The sequence below is a fragment of the Bacillus infantis NRRL B-14911 genome, from assembly GCF_000473245.1.
Taxonomy (GTDB): Bacteria; Bacillota; Bacilli; order Bacillales; family Cytobacillaceae; genus Bacillus_AB; species Bacillus_AB infantis.
The window spans coordinates 1,513,186-1,529,497 of record NC_022524.1; the positions used below are offsets into that span (position 1 = coordinate 1,513,186).

At 45.1% G+C, this 16,312-nt stretch carries 14 protein-coding genes and 1 pseudogene; 8 read left to right on the forward strand and 7 right to left on the reverse strand.

Going from position 1 to position 16,312, the window contains the following annotated elements:
* Nucleotides 1-141: 141 nt before the first annotated feature.
* Together sigI and N288_RS07730 are read left to right on the forward strand one after the other, a co-directional pair.
* Nucleotides 142-885 carry an RNA polymerase sigma factor SigI gene (sigI, locus tag N288_RS07725; protein ID WP_009794239.1) on the forward strand — a complete coding sequence of 248 codons (744 nt, stop codon included), beginning with the start codon at nucleotides 142-144 and terminating at the stop codon, nucleotides 883-885.
* Nucleotides 882-2,000, forward strand: a complete 1,119-nt coding sequence (locus tag N288_RS07730; protein ID WP_009794240.1) for an anti-sigma factor domain-containing protein — start codon at nucleotides 882-884, stop codon at nucleotides 1,998-2,000. The genes sigI and N288_RS07730 overlap by 4 nt, the downstream gene beginning before the upstream one ends.
* Nucleotides 2,001-2,035: 35 nt before the next feature.
* Here the strand turns inward: N288_RS07730 and N288_RS07735 are convergent, their stop codons facing one another.
* From N288_RS07735 to N288_RS07750, 4 genes are all read right to left on the reverse strand, one after another.
* Nucleotides 2,036-2,236 (reverse strand): alpha/beta-type small acid-soluble spore protein, encoded by a 201-nt coding sequence (locus N288_RS07735; protein ID WP_009794241.1) that lies wholly within the window; start codon nucleotides 2,234-2,236, stop codon nucleotides 2,036-2,038.
* Between the two features lie 90 nt (nucleotides 2,237-2,326).
* Nucleotides 2,327-3,679 carry a (Fe-S)-binding protein gene (locus N288_RS07740; RefSeq protein ID WP_009794242.1) on the reverse strand — a complete coding sequence of 451 codons (1,353 nt, stop codon included), beginning with the start codon at nucleotides 3,677-3,679 and terminating at the stop codon, nucleotides 2,327-2,329.
* Nucleotides 3,676-5,088, reverse strand: coding sequence for a glycolate oxidase subunit GlcD (glcD, locus tag N288_RS07745; RefSeq protein ID WP_009794243.1), 1,413 nt, complete (start codon nucleotides 5,086-5,088; stop codon nucleotides 3,676-3,678). The genes N288_RS07740 and glcD overlap by 4 nt, the downstream gene beginning before the upstream one ends.
* A 110-nt stretch (nucleotides 5,089-5,198) precedes the next feature.
* Nucleotides 5,199-6,317, reverse strand: coding sequence for a CdaR family transcriptional regulator (locus tag N288_RS07750; RefSeq protein ID WP_009794244.1), 1,119 nt, complete (start codon nucleotides 6,315-6,317; stop codon nucleotides 5,199-5,201).
* A 153-nt stretch (nucleotides 6,318-6,470) separates the two neighbouring features.
* Between N288_RS07750 and N288_RS07755 the strand changes: the two genes are divergently transcribed.
* Nucleotides 6,471-7,826 (forward strand): TrkH family potassium uptake protein, encoded by a 1,356-nt coding sequence (locus tag N288_RS07755; RefSeq protein WP_009794245.1) that lies wholly within the window; start codon nucleotides 6,471-6,473, stop codon nucleotides 7,824-7,826.
* 161 nt (nucleotides 7,827-7,987) lie between these two features.
* On the opposite strand, the gene N288_RS07760 is transcribed toward N288_RS07755, so the two are convergent.
* Nucleotides 7,988-8,323: a DUF3905 domain-containing protein gene (locus N288_RS07760; protein WP_009794246.1), complete on the reverse strand. Its 336-nt coding sequence runs from the start codon at nucleotides 8,321-8,323 to the stop codon at nucleotides 7,988-7,990.
* A 194-nt stretch (nucleotides 8,324-8,517) separates the two neighbouring features.
* Between N288_RS07760 and N288_RS25370 the strand changes: the two genes are divergently transcribed.
* Together N288_RS25370 and N288_RS25375 are read left to right on the forward strand one after the other, a co-directional pair.
* A complete protein-coding gene (locus N288_RS25370) occupies nucleotides 8,518-8,679 on the forward strand; it encodes a hypothetical protein (RefSeq protein ID WP_022543641.1) in 162 nt (53 codons plus the stop codon).
* A complete protein-coding gene (locus N288_RS25375; RefSeq protein WP_009794248.1) occupies nucleotides 8,679-8,825 on the forward strand; it encodes a hypothetical protein in 147 nt (48 codons plus the stop codon). The genes N288_RS25370 and N288_RS25375 overlap by 1 nt, the downstream gene beginning before the upstream one ends.
* Nucleotides 8,826-9,078: 253 nt before the next feature.
* Here N288_RS25375 and N288_RS07765 read toward each other — a convergent pair whose 3' ends face one another.
* Together N288_RS07765 and N288_RS07770 are read right to left on the reverse strand one after the other, a co-directional pair.
* Nucleotides 9,079-10,839, reverse strand: a complete 1,761-nt coding sequence (locus N288_RS07765) for a B12-binding domain-containing radical SAM protein (RefSeq protein ID WP_009794249.1) — start codon at nucleotides 10,837-10,839, stop codon at nucleotides 9,079-9,081.
* Nucleotides 10,840-11,021: 182 nt separating this feature from the next.
* Complete coding sequence (locus tag N288_RS07770) at nucleotides 11,022-12,062, reverse strand: acyltransferase family protein (protein ID WP_022543642.1); 1,041 nt, start codon at nucleotides 12,060-12,062, stop codon at nucleotides 11,022-11,024.
* 936 nt (nucleotides 12,063-12,998) lie between these two features.
* On the opposite strand from N288_RS07770, the pseudogene N288_RS25810 reads away from it, so the two are divergent.
* From N288_RS25810 to N288_RS07785, 3 genes and pseudogenes are all read left to right on the forward strand, one after another.
* A pseudogene (locus N288_RS25810) lies at nucleotides 12,999-13,208 on the forward strand (HAMP domain-containing protein); the annotation flags it as partial.
* A gap of 120 nt (nucleotides 13,209-13,328) precedes the next feature.
* Nucleotides 13,329-14,147, forward strand: coding sequence for a methyl-accepting chemotaxis protein (locus N288_RS25815; RefSeq protein WP_404802198.1), 819 nt, complete (start codon nucleotides 13,329-13,331; stop codon nucleotides 14,145-14,147).
* Nucleotides 14,148-14,402: 255 nt separating this feature from the next.
* Nucleotides 14,403-16,289 (forward strand): PAS domain-containing sensor histidine kinase, encoded by a 1,887-nt coding sequence (locus N288_RS07785; protein WP_022543644.1) that lies wholly within the window; start codon nucleotides 14,403-14,405, stop codon nucleotides 16,287-16,289.
* Nucleotides 16,290-16,312: the final 23 nt, after the last annotated feature.

Sequence of the window (16,312 nt, forward strand, 5' to 3'; positions counted from 1 at the left end):
CCAAACCACCCCCAAAAGCTCCTCTTTCCGGGCGAAGCTTTATGTTAGCAGTGAAAATATTCCTTATTTCTCTCTTCAATCCTTCACCTTGCTGGCTGTTATTTGGCATATGATATAATGTGCTGGTGGAGAGGTGAGGATATGCTCGGTTATTTATTCATCACTAAGAAAAAACAGACACTAGAAAAAACCGTAATAAAAATCCAGCAGGGCGACAGCCGGCTGCTTAATGAACTGATAGAGTCATACAAACCTTTTATTGCAAAAACCGTATCCTCCGTCTGCAGACGCTATATCCATGAGTCTGATGATGAGTACAGCATCGGGCTGATTGCCTTTGATGAAGCGGTCCGTAAATACAGTCCCGAGAAGGGCAGTTCCCTCCTGGGATTTGCCGAAATCATAATCAAGCGAAGGGTCATTGATTATATCAGGCAGCAGGCAAGGCATATGAATGTCAGCTTTGAAGGCAGCAGTGGAAGTGCTGATGAACAAGCTTCAGCCAGTCTTGTGGAAGACAGGCTGTCGATTGAAGAGTTCGTGAAAAAAACAGAGCAAGAGCTTAGACGGGATGAAATCATTCACTTTACAGCTCTTCTCAAAGAATATGGATTAACTTTTGCTGAAATTGCAGATCAGTCCCCAAAACATGCAGATGCGCGGAAAAATGCGATGGAAATAGCATCGGCACTTGTCAGGGACAAAGAGCTGGCTTCCTATTTGCAGGAAAAAAAGCGCCTTCCCATCAAGCAGCTGGAAGGCACTGCAGCAGTGAGCAGAAAAACGATTGAAAGGAACAGGAAGTATATCATTGCTGTTTCCCTTATTTTAATGGGAGATTATGTGTATTTACAGGAGTATATAAAAGGGGTGCTGAAAACGTGAAAAAAGGGGTCATCCTTGAAATTGAGGGACGTTTTATGACGATGCTTACTCCCGAAGGCGAATTTCTTCGTGCCCTTAATACAGAAGGACATCATCAGATAGGGGAAGAAATCTACTTCTACCCTGTTGGAAATGCAGAAAAAGACGGGAAAGGGCTCTTTTCACGCCTGGCGGCAAGAAAGAAACTGATTGCCGCTGCCGCCATGGCCTGCCTTCTTGTTCTATCTCTTGTCATTCCTTTTAATAACAACAGCGAAGTATACGCCTATATGACAATTGATGTAAACCCGAGCATCGAGTTGGGTGTCGACAAGGAACTGTCTGTAGTGGAGCTTCAATCTTATAATCAGGAGGGCAGGAAATTGCTCAGTCTCTTGGAGGATTGGAAGGGAAAAAGCGCCGGCTATGTAACACGGAAGATCCTTAGTCTGGCCCAGCAGCAGGGATATCTGAGAGAGCACGAAGAAATGATTATCGCTTCTGTACTGAAGAAAGAAGTCAGCAAGGATTCCACTGAAAGCAAGAAGCTGAACAGTCAGGTTGAAAGCATCAAAGAAACTGCAGAAGCAGAAAATCTTGAAGTCAAAGTGGTCGAAGCAACTGAAGGTGAACGGGAGAAGGCCAAAGAAAAAGGGCTGACTGCCGGCAAATTTAAAGAAGAGGAAATAGAAAGAAAGCAGCAGCTGGAGGAAAGGGAACGGGAAAAAGAAGAAGCTGCAAGGGAGAAAGCTGAAAGTATTAAAAGGAAACAAGAGCAGCAGAATAGCGGGAGCGCCGATAAGGCGAAAGATAAGAAGGGGGCAGGCGATATAAAGCCTTCGTCTCACGTTCCAAAACGTCCTGTTTCCAAGCCGGAAGGAAAGAATAAGGGAGCAGACAGGAAAGATGATGCCCGCAAAGCAAAGCCTGAAAAAAGGCAGGACGAAAACAAGGAGCGGGACAAACAAAAAAAGGAAGAACAAAGAAAACAGGAACATGACAAGCATGAAAAGCACGAAAAGCCGGAGAATAGTGGCAATAAAAAAGGTTCCCCTCCGCCCGGCAAAGATGGACATGGGAATGGCAATAACGGACATGATAAGGGGCAAAAAGGGAATAATGGAAAATCCGGCTGAAGGCAGCCGGATTTTTTGCCATTTATATTTTATTATTATTGTTCGTTCCGTCCAGCAAGCTGGGATTGGGCTTGTTGTACAAGGCGCTTTGTAATCTCTCCGCCAACAGAACCGTTTGAGCGGGAAACTGTATCTGAACCCAGATTAACGCCAAATTCCTGAGCAATTTCGTATTTGACTTGATCAAGATACTGCTCAATGCCGGGAACGAGCAGTTTATTGCTGCTTCTTGCCATATTGAGTTTCAGCTCCTTCCATATTGATGCAGAGCTTAAGGCCCTGTATCAGTAGTATGGAGCTGTGGAGTTTTTTCATGTTTGGTAATGTTATCTTGCTGTCTGTGCCCCGGCTGCGGCATATTCTGCTGCTTCTAAAAGCAGGTCTGCAATATGGACTGCCTTGACATGGCCTGCCGCCCCTTCACGCTCAATCCCAAGCTTCATCTGAAGAAGGCAGCCGGGATTTGAAGTGACAATGACTGCCGCTTCTGTTGTTCTGGCCTGGTTCATTTTGTAATCAAGAATCTGCATGGACATTTCCGATTCAACAATATTATAAATTCCGGCTGAGCCGCAGCACCTGTCCGCATCTTTCATTTCCCGGTACTCTGCCCCGGTGATAGAGCCCAGGAGCATGCGCGGTGCAGCCGCCGTTTTCATCACATTGCGGAGGTGGCAGGAATCCTGGTACGTAAGAATCTGATGGGGAAGGGTCAACTTATGGTTTTTATGGAAATCCAATTCAAATAGGATCTGGGAAATGTCCTTGATCTTATTTGTAAAGCTCTCAGCGCGGATTTTCCATTCCGGTTCATCTTTCAGGAGATGATCGTAATCTACAAGGAAAGCTCCGCAGCCGCCTGCATTGGTTATGATATAATCTGCTCCCGTCTCCTCAAAGGCAGCGATGTTCCGTTTTGCCAGCTCCCTGGCTTTTTCTTTTTCCCCGCTGTGTCCATGAAGGGCCCCGCAGCAGGCCTGTGACTTGGGTATGACGATTTCACAGCCGGCCATCTGCAGCAGCTTCATGGTCGCGTCATTTGTCCCCATGAAAATGGTGTCCATCAGGCAGCCGGAGAAAAATGCTGCCTTTTTCACTGGCTTCCCATGAGCTGGCAGCTTTTCGGGACGCTTCTTCATATCCTTGTAGGAAGGGACAGCAGGGAGTACTTTTTCCATGGCTGCAAGACTGTCAGGGAAGAGCTTCATAAAACCGATTTTCCTAACAGCGGTTTGCAGGCCGGTCCGCTGATACACGGATAGGAGGCCGGCCGCTGCCGTCATTCTTTCCTGATGCGGGAACAGCCCATGGAAAACAGTCTTCCTGATCGCCTTGACAGGGAGTGAGTACTTTTTATTCTGGCTGATAATATCCCTTGCTTCCTCGAGAAGGTGCCCATAATTAACACCTGAGGGACAAACTGGCTCACATGCCCTGCAGCCCAGACATAAATCCAGGGATCGCTCTACATCGCTGTCCGGCTCGATCAGCCCGTCCGCTACAGCTTTCATCAGTGCGATTCGGCCTCTTGGAGAATGCTCCTCCTTAAAGCCTGAAGTGATGTAAGTGGGGCAGGAGGGGAGGCAGAAACCACATCGCATGCAGTTCAGCATTTCATCCTCATCCATCCTGCTGCTGAACTCACTTTGGATCTTTTGCCGTTCAATTGCTGTACTCATTTAGATACCACCACACGTTTCCTGCTGTCTTTGGCAAATATTTTCCCCGGGTTCATGATATTCTTCGGATCAAGGGCTGCTTTGACGGCCTGCATGGCAGCAATGCCTTCGCTTCCCAATTTAAGTTCAAGATAAGGGGCTTTCATGACTCCCACGCCATGCTCGCCTGTTATAGTTCCTCCAAGCTCGATGGCTTTTGCAAAAATCTCGGCAAAAGCATTTTCCACCCTTTCCATCTCTTCTTTATTTCTTGCATCCGTCGGACAGGTAGGATGGAGATTTCCATCTCCGGCATGGCCGAAAGTACAGATTTTCAGGTCATATTTACTGGCAATCTCATTGATGCTCCTTACCATATTGGCAATTTCAGAGCGGGGGACCGTAGCATCTTCAAGAATGGTGGTGGGCTTGAGCCTTGCAAGGGCTGAAAGGGCGGCTCTTCTCGCAGCCGTCAGCGCCTCTGCCTCGGAGGCCGTCTTGGCCACCTGGACAGAAACAGCACTCTCTTCCCGGCAAATGTTCTCCATCTTTGCCATGTCACGCTCGACAACTTCACGAGGTCCATCCTGCTCAATCAGCAAAACTGCTTTGACATCTGTAGGCAGTCCGATCTGTGCGAACTCTTCCACAACTTCGAGTGTCGGCTGATCAAGGAATTCTAATGTTGCAGGGATGATTTTATTGGCTATGATTTTTGAAACCGTCTTCGCGGCTGCTTCAAGGTCCTGGTAAAGGGCAAGCATCGTCTTTTTAGTTTCCGGCATCGGGATCAGCTTCAAAGTCGCTTCGGTTATAATCCCAAGTGTACCCTCAGAGCCTGTGAAAAGACGGGTGAAGTCATAGCCCGCCACATCCTTTGCGAGCTTGCCTCCCGTCCTGATGACATCCCCATTGGCCAGGACCACTTCAAGGCCCATGACATAATCTCTGGTCACACCATATTTAAGGCCTCGCAATCCGCCGGAGTTTTCATTTATATTTCCTCCGATTGTAGATATTTTCATGGAACTTGGATCAGGAGGATAAAAAAGTCCTTTTGCTTCTGCTTCGCGTATCAAGTCAAGTGTGACAAGCCCGGGCTGAACAGTAATGGCGAGATTCTCTTCATCAAGGTCAAGAATTCTGTTCATATGCTTGAACAGAATAACAAGCCCGCCCTCGGTCGGGCATGTGCCGGCGCACAAATTTGTGCCCGAGCCTCTTGGGACGATGGGAATGGAATACTCGCTGCATACTTTTACAATTTCAGATACTTCGCCTGTATTTCGCGGGCTAATGACCGCATCAGGGAGGGATTGAAAATTCGGGGTGGCATCATAGGAATAAACCAGGCGCACCGCATTAGAGTCATCATATTGGTCTATGCCTGCAATCGCTGTCAATTTCTCTTTAGCAGCTTTCGGTATCATAACAGGAGCCTCCAGTTGCAGCCGGCTTCTGCCGGCAGTACTTTTAGCTTCATTATATGGAAGGATATTTAGAATTTCTATAGATATTAATACGAATATTATCCGCTTAATTAGTGATCATTTGTATGTTCATCCAATAGCAGGCATGCCATATAAAGGATGAACAGCTGCTGTGCATTTCCCGTGCCCAGCCCAGTCAGATCCTCAATCTTCCTAAGGCGATAGTGAAGTGTATTGATATGTATATGCATGCTTTCAGCAGTCTTTTTCAATGAATGGTTCTGCCTGAACAGCTCTTTCAGTGTTGCAAGTACGTCGGGGTGCTGCTGCAGGGGTCCGATGGTCCTTTTAATATAATCCAATTTGGTTTCAGGCTTGATTTCATCCATCAGCATCTCCAAGGTAAGATTTTTATCAAATCTCAGGCCCCTGGCTTTCTTTGCAGCCTTCACAGCCCGTTCCGCCTGCCTGAAGGAACGGGAGAGTGCAGAGGAAGCGGCCGGCTGCCCAGCCCCTCCAGAAAGCGGAGAACCGGAACTTCTGTCGAGATAGCTGTAATACCTGGATACTCTGTCCTCAAGCCTTTGGATGTGCTCTTCTGAATGATGTGCGAAGAGCGCAACAATTCGATCATGACCCCAGCGTATGAAAAGGTCATTACTGTTTTTTTCTGGCCAGGATAGGAGCCTTTGCCAGATTTCCCTTGAAGGAATCTTTTCAGGTTCGAGGAATTCTGCTATAAACACCAGCCGGTCAAGCCTGGTATCGACCTTAAGCATAAGCGCCCTGTCTATAAAAGAACTGCCGTGCCCCCGCTCCTGCAGCCAATCAAAGACAAAGCCTTCAAGGGCCCTTGACTGCCAGTCAATCTGTTCGCTGTAGAAATTTTCGCTGATTAAAAGCTCTGTCATTTTTCTGATAATTTCACCGTAAGGAGCTACCTTTTCCGGGTCGCCTGTGATCCCAATCACTGCGGCAACTTCTTTTTGAAAGAAAACAGGAAGATTGATCCCGGCTTTGACGCCTTTCAGCTTTTTTTCATCATCTGCTGTGATGATTCTTTTATCCCGTTTTTTAACAGACTGGAGTGCTCCTTCATGGAAGGCTCCAACTCTATCTGGAGATGTGCTTGAAACGATGATTCCATCTGTATTGACCACGATGATTTCTTCTTTCAAGACCCCCCGGACCTCGCGAAGGATCTTTTCGGCAAGTGCTGGCAAAAGCATGATCGAGCCTCCTGATTTTGTTGATATAATTATTATCTTTATACTTAATTATATAAAAATAAAAAAAATCACGCTAATAGCCTCATAATCCTTTTAAACCCTTCTGTTTTTCTTTATGATAGGGGATAGGCAATTTAGGAGGGAAAGATCATAATGTGGGATGAAATAAAAGAAAGGCTGGATAAATTATCCCCTGCCCAGGTTATCACCGGCTACTATTTGCTTGCTGTCACCATTTCGGTGCTGCTGCTGCGCATTCCTGCAGTCCATCAGCCCGGTGTTGAGGTTTCCTGGCTCGATTCGGCCTTCACGGCTGTCAGTGCCGTTAGTGTAACGGGGCTTTCAGTTATAAATATATCTGAAACATACAGTACCTTCGGGGTGTTTATGCTGATGTTCGTCCTGCAATTCGGGGGAATCGGCATCATGACGCTGGGTACTTTTTTCTGGATCTTGCTAGGCAAGAAAATCGGTTTAAGGGGAAGGCGGCTCATCATGGTCGACCATAACCAGTCGAACCTGTCGGGCCTGGTCAATTTGATCAGGGAAATCCTGAAGCTGATCCTGATTATTGAAGCGGCGGGGGCACTTATACTGGGTGTGCACTTCCTCAGTTATTATGATACATTCCAGGAAGCCATGCTGCACGGCCTGTTCGCTTCGGTCAGTGCTACGACAAACGGAGGCTTTGATATTACCGGTGCTTCCTTGATCCCTTATGCGGATGATTATTTTGTACAGCTTATACATATAATCCTGATCACACTTGGGGCAATCGGCTTTCCTGTTCTGATAGAAGTAAAGCATTACCTTTTTGACCGGAGAGATTATAAAAACTTCCGCTTTTCCTTATTCACAAAGCTGACGAGCGCCACCTTTGCCGTGCTGCTGGTGGTTGGGACGGTTCTAATCCTCCTTCTGGAAGGAAGGCATTACTTCAGCGGAATGAGCTGGCATAAAACGTTCTTTTATGCTTTCTTCCAATCTGCCACAACCAGGAGCGGAGGCCTTTCGACTTTGAATGTCAATGATTTTGCGGAGTCTACCCAGCTGCTTCTGAGCGGGCTAATGTTCATCGGAGCTTCCCCAAGCTCGGTCGGTGGAGGGATCAGGACCACGACTTTCGCCCTGAATGTCCTCTTTCTTTATCAGTTTGCCCATGGGAACAGGGATATTAAAGTATTTAAAAGGGAAGTCCATCAGGATGATGTATTAAAATCCCTGGTCATCACCATTTTAGCTGTCGGCATGTGTTTCTTTGCAGTTATTGTGCTCAGTCTGACTGAGGCCCACAGCGTGACAGCTATTATTTTTGAAGTGTGTTCGGCCTTCGGAACGACAGGATTGTCGATGGGGATAACCCCCGATCTGTCAGCGGTCGGGAAGTGCGTGATCATCATACTGATGTTCATTGGAAGAATTGGGCTGACTTCCTTCTTATTCATCATTGGAGGAAAAGAAAAGAAGTCAATCTATCATTATCCAAAGGAAAGAGTCATCATTGGGTAAAAGCATATAACCATGGTTATATGCTTTTTTATCGGGGCAAAAGCCCCAAAACCCGGGCCTCGAGTCATCATAAGCCACGGGATGTGGGTTATGCAGACGTTGCCGCAGTACGTGGTTTTTAGTCTGCGTTCCTTAGTGGGCAAGCCGCTTCCGCACTTCGTTTAATCCGTTCCCCTGCTCACGTCTTTTTCTGGGTGCATGAAGGGGGAGCTTTGGGGTTTTTGTTTTTTTTCGAGGAGTTCTCTGTTTTCGTCTGTATTCCAGCCGATGTCGTTTGTCGGGTGGATCCATTGTTCCCCTGACATGACAGCAGGGTCGGTTTCATCGGTCCATTGTTCCAGCGGGGAGTTTTCTGAAGCGTAGAAGCTGTCGCCGATTGTAACCCCAAAAGAGTTTTTGAATGGCTCTTCCAGCTTCAGATGCGTCCCTTTTAAGCTGGGAGCGGAAATTTGGTGGGGCAGTGTGCCATCAATGCCAATCTGCTTCCCTTTTTTCATCTGTTATGTGCACATCCTTTCTTTATAAGAAATGCGAAGAGGTTGGCTACAGAGCTGGACAAGTATTATTTTTTCAAGCTGGCTTCTATTTTATAAAGAAGCAGGACCTGCAAATAAAGGAAAGAGCAAGAAAGAATTCTTTCGGGGTGGAACGAAGAAAATATAGGAGAAACAATGACTTAGGAGGAATCAATATGGCGAAGCGAAAAGCTGAACATGATGCGGTAGAAAAATATTCTAAAACGCCGAAGAAAAATGTTGCAGAATCAGAATTCTCCGCAGAGTTTACACATGGGGAAGAGACTGCTAAAGGAGCCAACCGGAATTCCAAGCAGGGAAGAAAGGGGAGGGGCTGATGAAAAGGAAACCTGAGGGTGACTTGAAGCAGGAGACCTCCAATGTTGAGTTCGGCCTGGAATTTGGGGACATGAACGCAAGCAAATTCTACGAACATCCAGATGCCTTCAGGGAGAAGAACCAGAAGGAAAGAAACAGTAAATAAGAGATGACCGTGCGGCCGATTTGGACCGGTTTTGAGGATTTGGTAGAAAAAATCAGGAAATGATTAAAATATTCGGGAAATAACTAAAAAAACTTTATCTTTAAACAAATAAAGGCTTCAATTGGTAAATAATAGATCCGCGCCAGTTACAAAACCTAAATTCAGCCGGCTCTGAGCACAGCACACGGCTTGAAACGGTCATTCTGAACAAAAAAGCCTGAAACTGCAGCAGTTTCAGGCTTTTTTTCAGAAATTAAGCTGGTTTAAGTGTATTTTTGGTGCAAGAAAAAATTTGTGTCTGTTCATTTGAAGCATCGAAAAAGGCGATGATACTGGAAGCTTCCCGTATAATTTCTCCCGTTTCCAGATACGCGCTGATATCAAATTCAACCTGGTCAAGAAGAGTATGTTTGTGAAGGTCCTTCTCGCTCAGGCGCAGATTTTCAAATTGGCTGCCCAATGAAGCTGGGTTCCTTGCAATTTCCTGATAGATAGCGGATCGATCGCTCTTTTCATAGCCGGCTTCCCACCATGGTTTTCTAGGCTTATACTTCTGGTTTGCAAGATAGTCCAATTTCATAAGGCCTTCAATGACCCTTAGATCTTCCAGCTGCTTATATTCGAGGAATTGCTGCAGCCTGCGGAATAGATCTTCGAGCTGATGACCGATCCTGGACCAGCCCATCTCTTCCCAATAACCTCCAAACTCCTGGAAAAAGTCAAAAGGGGTCGGGAACGAACGGGTAGTCAAATACTCAATAGTATGGTCCATGCGATGGTCATTCCAGTATTTTTCCAAAACATCTTCAACCTGTTTGATCCTGATAATATCTTCAAATGGCAGTACATTATTGCCGAGGATTTCATATGGCGAATGATCCATATAAGTGTATCCGTGCTTTTCTGCACTCAGCCTCAGGCCTGTTCCGCGCAGCATTTTCAGGAAACCAAGCTGAAGCTCTTCTGGCCTCATGGCGAACACATCGTTAAAGGTCTTCTTAAACGAATCATAATCTTCCTCAGGCAGACCCGCAATCAAATCAAGATGCTGATCGATTTTTCCGCCGTCTTTGACCATTGTAACCGTCCTTGTCAATTTGGCAAAGTTCTGTTTTCTCATGACCAATTCATTTGTTGCATCATTTGTCGACTGGACGCCGATCTCAAAACGGAATAGTCCAGGAGGGGCTTCCTTGTTGAGAAAATCAATGACTTCCGGCCTCATGATATCAGCAGTGATCTCAAATTGAAAGACAGTCCCCGGCCGATGCTCATCAATCAGAAAACGGAACATCTCCAGCGCATAGCTTCTGCTGATATTGAAGGTACGGTCCACAAACTTAATCGTTTTAGCTCCATTATCCATTAAATATCTGATATCTTCCTTAATTTTCTCTCTGTCAAAATAACGGACGCCAACTTCAATGGAGGAAAGGCAGAACTGGCAGGAGAAAGGGCAGCCTCTGCTCGTTTCTATATAAGTGACGCGTTTGGAAAGATGCGCTTTGTCTTCTTCAAATCGGAAAGGGGATGGAAGTTCGCGCAAATTCAGCTTATTTCGCTGCGGGTTGAACTTTACCTGGCCATTTTCCCTGTAGGCAATACCATGGACATTTTCCATTTTTTTATCACCATCAAGCTCTGCAAGAAGCTGCTTAAACGTTTCTTCTCCTTCACCGATGACGATATAGTCAAATGCTTCTACCTTTCCCATCCATTCCGGCACATCGTAGGAAACCTCAGGGCCTCCGGCAATAATCTGGATGGCAGGATTGATTTTTTTGATGATATTAATGACCTTGATTGTTTCTTCAATATTCCATATATAACAGCTGAATCCGATAATATCCGGTTTTTTTCTAATCAGATCGGTCACGATATTCATGACAGGATCCTTAATGGTGTACTCTGCCAGCTGAATGTCATACTCAGGCTCGGCGTAAGATTTTAAATACCTGATGGCAATATTGGTATGGATATATTTAGCGTTCAATGTGGTGCAAACGATATTCATAATAGTAGAACTCCTTTAAGAGTAGTGCAGTTCAGAACAACTTATTATTATACGTTATTGTTGACAAAAAAAGTAGCTGTAAATCATCTGACCCGCTTAGGCAATCTTCTTTTTTCCAGCCCTGGGATTCCCGATCCCCGGGCTGCCCAAAGTAAAAAGCCCGCCGTCCGGCGGGCATTCAATCAGCTTAACAGTTTTCTCCTATAAAACTCCAGCCATGTTTTTCCCCGCAGCTGAAGCTGCTTCAGCCTGGAGGTGTTAAGCTCTATAAGCGGCTGGGCAAAAGAAGTTGCAATCCTGCTTGAAAGGATAAGCGTAAGGATCAGGGATATCCCTGCTAAAAGCAGGAAATTCTCGGGCTCATGGAAGTAATCCTGAACCACGCTCTCCCGGAAAATTCTCACAAAGAACCCATGCAGAAGATAGACATATAAAGTGTTCTTGCCGAGATTCGTAAAGAAATATTTTTTTCTTGGTACGAAAGCCAGGAACGAAAACACCATGATGAGGCTGAGAATGTAAAAGGACAGCCTGGTCAGCAATGCTTTAAAAGAAGCTGCGCCCATTTCAGCGTATGGCTTTGATCCAAGCAGCCATTTATAATTGATATCCGGATAAAAATAGAAGCCGATGAACACGATTGCAAAGATGCCTAATGCAGCAAACCTGAATTTTGGCCTGAATAGCATATATAGCTGTTCTTTCCGTAAAAAGTATCCGATCAGGAAAAGCGGGAAGAACACAAACGTCCTGGATAAGCTTAAATAATTGGATACCGTGTCAGCATAGCCGATCAGCAGCCCAATCAATATAGCAGCTCCGATGGAATAAGCAGGCTTGAATTTTGCGAACAAAAGCAGCATGATATTCCAGCAGAACAAGCTCAGCAGAAACCATAGTGACCAGTGCGGCGTAAAAGGATCGAGAGAGATTGTTGATTTGTTATAAAGATAATAATAGAACACAGAATAAATTGCCTGGAAAATTAAATAAGGCAGAATCAGCTTTTTGGCAATTTTCTTCACATATCCCTGTTTCCATATCCCTCTTGCAAAAAATCCTGAAACCAGAATGAAAGCCGGCATATGGAAGGTATAGATGACCTTGTACAGGGTGTAGATTGTTTCATTATCTTCAATAAAGGAACGTAGCAAATGCCCAAAGACAACAAAAAAGATCAAAATGAACTTGGCGTTGTCAAAGTAATAGTCTCGCTGTTTCATAAATCCTCCTTGATTAAAGACCCCCATAAAACTTTTATCTATAATACCCAGCCTAACATGCAGCTAAACAGTTGTGCCGTGTTAATTAGAGGATGGCATACCAGTAAATTCTAAAACAGAATCTGCCGGTTTTTTCTGAAACTTTGGAAAGTATTTCTTCAAAATCAAAAATCTATATATTATAATGAATGTTAATAGTCTAAAAGTTACATAGTTTTATTTCTGCTTATTAGGACAATAGTTTGGTTCAGCGAAGAAGAAATAGGGGGAATAGATGTGAAAGGGGAAAAAAAGGCAAGGGTTAAAAAGGCTAAAGCCAAAAAGCCGAAGATAAAAAAGGAAAGAGGCAGGAAATGGCCCGCCTTGGCTGCAAAGCTGATGAATACTAAGTTCTGGAGAAAGCTTAAGCTGGGACAGAAATATGGAGCGGCTCTATTCATTACTATTGGTCTTTTTGCCGTTTCAACCATCATTACGTTTGTATTGCTGACGATGGTTAATGTAAAGATGAATACAGTTGAAGAAACAGGGGATAAGACGATCCAGACAACAGAAATCGCAGCCCTGTTCAATAATAAAGGAAGCACTATCGGAAATTTCATCATTGATTCCAATCCTAAACACCTCAATAGTTTCAAAGATCTTGAAGAAAGCATAGACAAGCTCAAAAAACAGGTGCAGCCTTCACTCAGGAATGAGGAGACAAAAAGCCTCTATAAGCGGATTGATCAAAATGACAAGCAGATAACAAAGATTTTCAATGATGTCATCATCCCTGAAGTAAAGCTTCAGAATGTCAGGGGCTACCGCCTGGGCAAATTACAGGTGGATAATATTATCACAGAAACAGTCGGCCAGTTGGACGAGCTGCGAAGCATTCTCAAGGAAGACCAAAAAAGTGCTGTTGCATCAGCCAAAGCCGGAACCATTCTGACGATGATTGTATTGGCTGTCTCCGTCGTTGTTTCTTCTGTTCTGGGAGTGGCGAGCATCCTCCTTATCGGGCGACTGATCTCCGGCAAGCTGAGCCAGATTGTCACCTTATCGAATGAGGTTGCAGCAGGAAATCTTAATGTAGAATCGGTGGAAATGGAAGGGGAGGATGAACTCGCAGAGCTGAGCCGTGCCTCTAACTCCATGAAAGAAAAGCTTCAGGCAATGATACAGGAGATTTCAGCCGTGTCCACTTATGTGACTGACAGAAGCGGGGAGTTGAATATCTCGGCGAATGAAGTCAGATCGGCAAGCCAGCAGGCAGCATCCACCATGCAGGAGCTTTCAGGTGGAGCAGAAGAGCAGGCCAATTCTGCAACAAGCCTTGCTGAAATGATGGAAGATTATCTGGGTAAAGTTGAGTATGCCAATAAGAGCGGCGCTGCCATCAGGAAAGATTCAGGCGAAGTTCTGAATATGACGAAAAATGGCGATGAGCTTATGAAAGAATCACAGCAGCAGATGCTGCGCATCAACGAGATCATGAAATCTTCTGTACAAAAGGTGCAGGGACTGGATGAGCAGACTAAGCAAATCTCTAAGCTTGTGCAGGTTATCCATGATATAGCAAACCAAACCAATCTGCTTGCCCTTAATGCTGCCATTGAAGCTGCAAGGGCTGGTGAGCATGGTCGAGGCTTTGCCGTGGTGGCGGATGAGGTAAGGAAACTGGCTGAACAGGTATCTTTCTCTGTGTCAGACATTACCAGGATTGTTAAAGGGATTCAGGCAGAATCCAATGACGTCGTCCTTTCCCTTAAGCATGGATATGAGCAGGTAGAAGAGGGGACCGGCCAGATTGAGCATACAGGCCAGACATTCCAAAATATCTATCAGTCTGTCAACAGGATGTCTGAAAACATCAATGAAATTTCCAGGAGCCTCGAACAAATTTCAAGCAGTTCTGCGGTAATGAATGACTCAATTGAAAATATTGCATCCGTTTCCGAGGAATCTGCAGCAGGGATTGAACAGACGAGTGCCTCCATCAGCCAGACAAATCATTCGATGGAGGAAATTTCTGATAATGCCCAGTCATTGTCCGAGCTCGCAGATCAGCTGAACGAGATGATTTCTAAATTCAGGCTATAAATGAACAAAACAGGCTGCAGGCAAAACTCATTTTTGCCGCAGCCTGTTTTTCATAGAGTCTAAGCTGTTTCGTCTCAACAGAAAAGGGAAAAAATTGCTGGTAATTGTCTAAAAATTGTTTTTTTTTAACCCCAACAGTAATAAAATGTAAGTGTTGTAGTATACAAGCCATAAAAGCCGATAGAATTTTCCAGCACAGTTGGAAAGGTATAAGATAGATGTCAGGCAAGTCTATGTCTTCGAGGAGGAAAATAGGTGGGGGCTTTATCTGATATAGCAAGAAAACAAATGGAGGAAAGGATAGCCGTGCTTGAACTGGAAAATGAAAGGCTGAAACAGGCGGCAGAGCAAATGGGAAAGTCTGTAGTAGCCAATCATGTTTTTGATTCCGCAGCAGATGGAATGATCATCTATACTGAACAGCGGGAGATTATTGCGGTTAATCCTGCCATGTCTCGGTTTTTAGGTACTGAGAAGGGACAGTTCGAGGGACTTAGGCTGGATGACCTGGTTCCCGTCGATTATCATTTTAAGCTGGAAAAGCAGAAAAAGCTGCTGCAGTCCCAGGAAAAAGTCAAAGGTGTTCTGCCGATGGCCAATAACGGCAGCCTTGCCTACTTTGAATTTACAACGAGCCGCCTTCCTGATAGCCGCCTCCTTTTGTCCATATTCAGGGATGTTACAGAGAAGAGACGGCTGGAGCAGAAAATCCGCAAACATGAAGACTTGTATAAAGACCTGTTTGTGGAAGCGCTCGATGGGATCGTTTACTGGAAGGATAAAGGGACAATCATCAATGCAAACCAGGCAGCATGCAGAATATTTGAAAGCACCCATGATGAACTTCTTGCCGGGAAGGTGGATGATTTTGTTCTTCACAAGGATGAAAGCTATTTCCAAATTCTCGAGGAGCTGTACAAAGAGGGACAGGTAAGGAATGAGCTGTTTTTTCTCATGCCAAATGGGCAAAAGAAGCTGCTGGAATTCACCGTTAAGCTGAACGCCGTTGAAGGCTATCATATGACGATTTTCAGGAATGTCAGTGAGCGGCATAAAATGGAAGAAGAACTGCGGGAAAGCGAAAGGAAATTCCGCAGCATTTTTGAAGGTGCCCTGGAGGGGCTGATACTGTGGGATGAAAACTTTACCATTGTCGATATCAATGCTTCAGGAGAAAGAATGCTGCAGATGAGTCAGCATGAAATTGTGGGACAGTCCCTGCTTGCGCTGCTGAATGATTGTAATATAACAGAAGAGGAGCTGCGCATGCATCTGGAGGAACTGTCAGGCAGCGGCCAATCCAACGGGACGATTTCTTATATTTTGAAATCCGGCAGAAAAATGCATTTTGAGTTCTCTTTGAAGCAAAATGTCTTCTCAGGGCTCAGCCTGACGACTTTTAAGGATATTACAGAGAAGCTGGAGATGGAGGACCAGCTGAAGAAGTCTGATACACTGAATGTGATTGGGCAATTAGCAGCGGGAATCGCCCATGAGATCAGAAATCCAATGACAGCTTTGAAAGGGTTCATTCAGCTTCTGGAAGACAGTGCAGGGAGCGGAAATTCCATGTACTTCAATATTATTACCTCTGAACTGCAGAGAATCGACTCCATTATAAATGAATTCCTGATTCTGGCGAAGCCACAGGCCATTCAGTATGTCGAGAAAGATATTATCCAGCTGATGAAAGAGACAGTTGAGCTCCTGACTGCCCAGGCAGTTCTCCATAATGTCCAGTTCAGGACAGATTATGCCAAGAACCTTCCCCTGGTCTTCTGTGAGCCGAACCAATTGAAGAAAGTGTTCATAAATATTATTAAGAATGCGATTGAAGTGATGCCAAAGGGCGGAATCATTACCATTTGCATTCAAAAAAACAGGACAGGGAGCATCCGGATTTCCATAAGGGATGAGGGATCCGGCATTCCGCCGGAAAAATTGCGAAAGCTGGGAGAGCCGTTTTATACAACGAAAGAACGGGGGACCGGGCTGGGCTTAATGGTCACATATAAAATAATTGAAGAGCATGAAGGTAATATTGAAGTGGAAAGCAAAATGGGGGAAGGAACCGTTTTTCATATCGATCTCCCCATAAAGCGGGGCGGGTACCAGGATCCAGGCGGCATTTTTACTTTATAGCAAAAAAGAAATACCGATTGTTC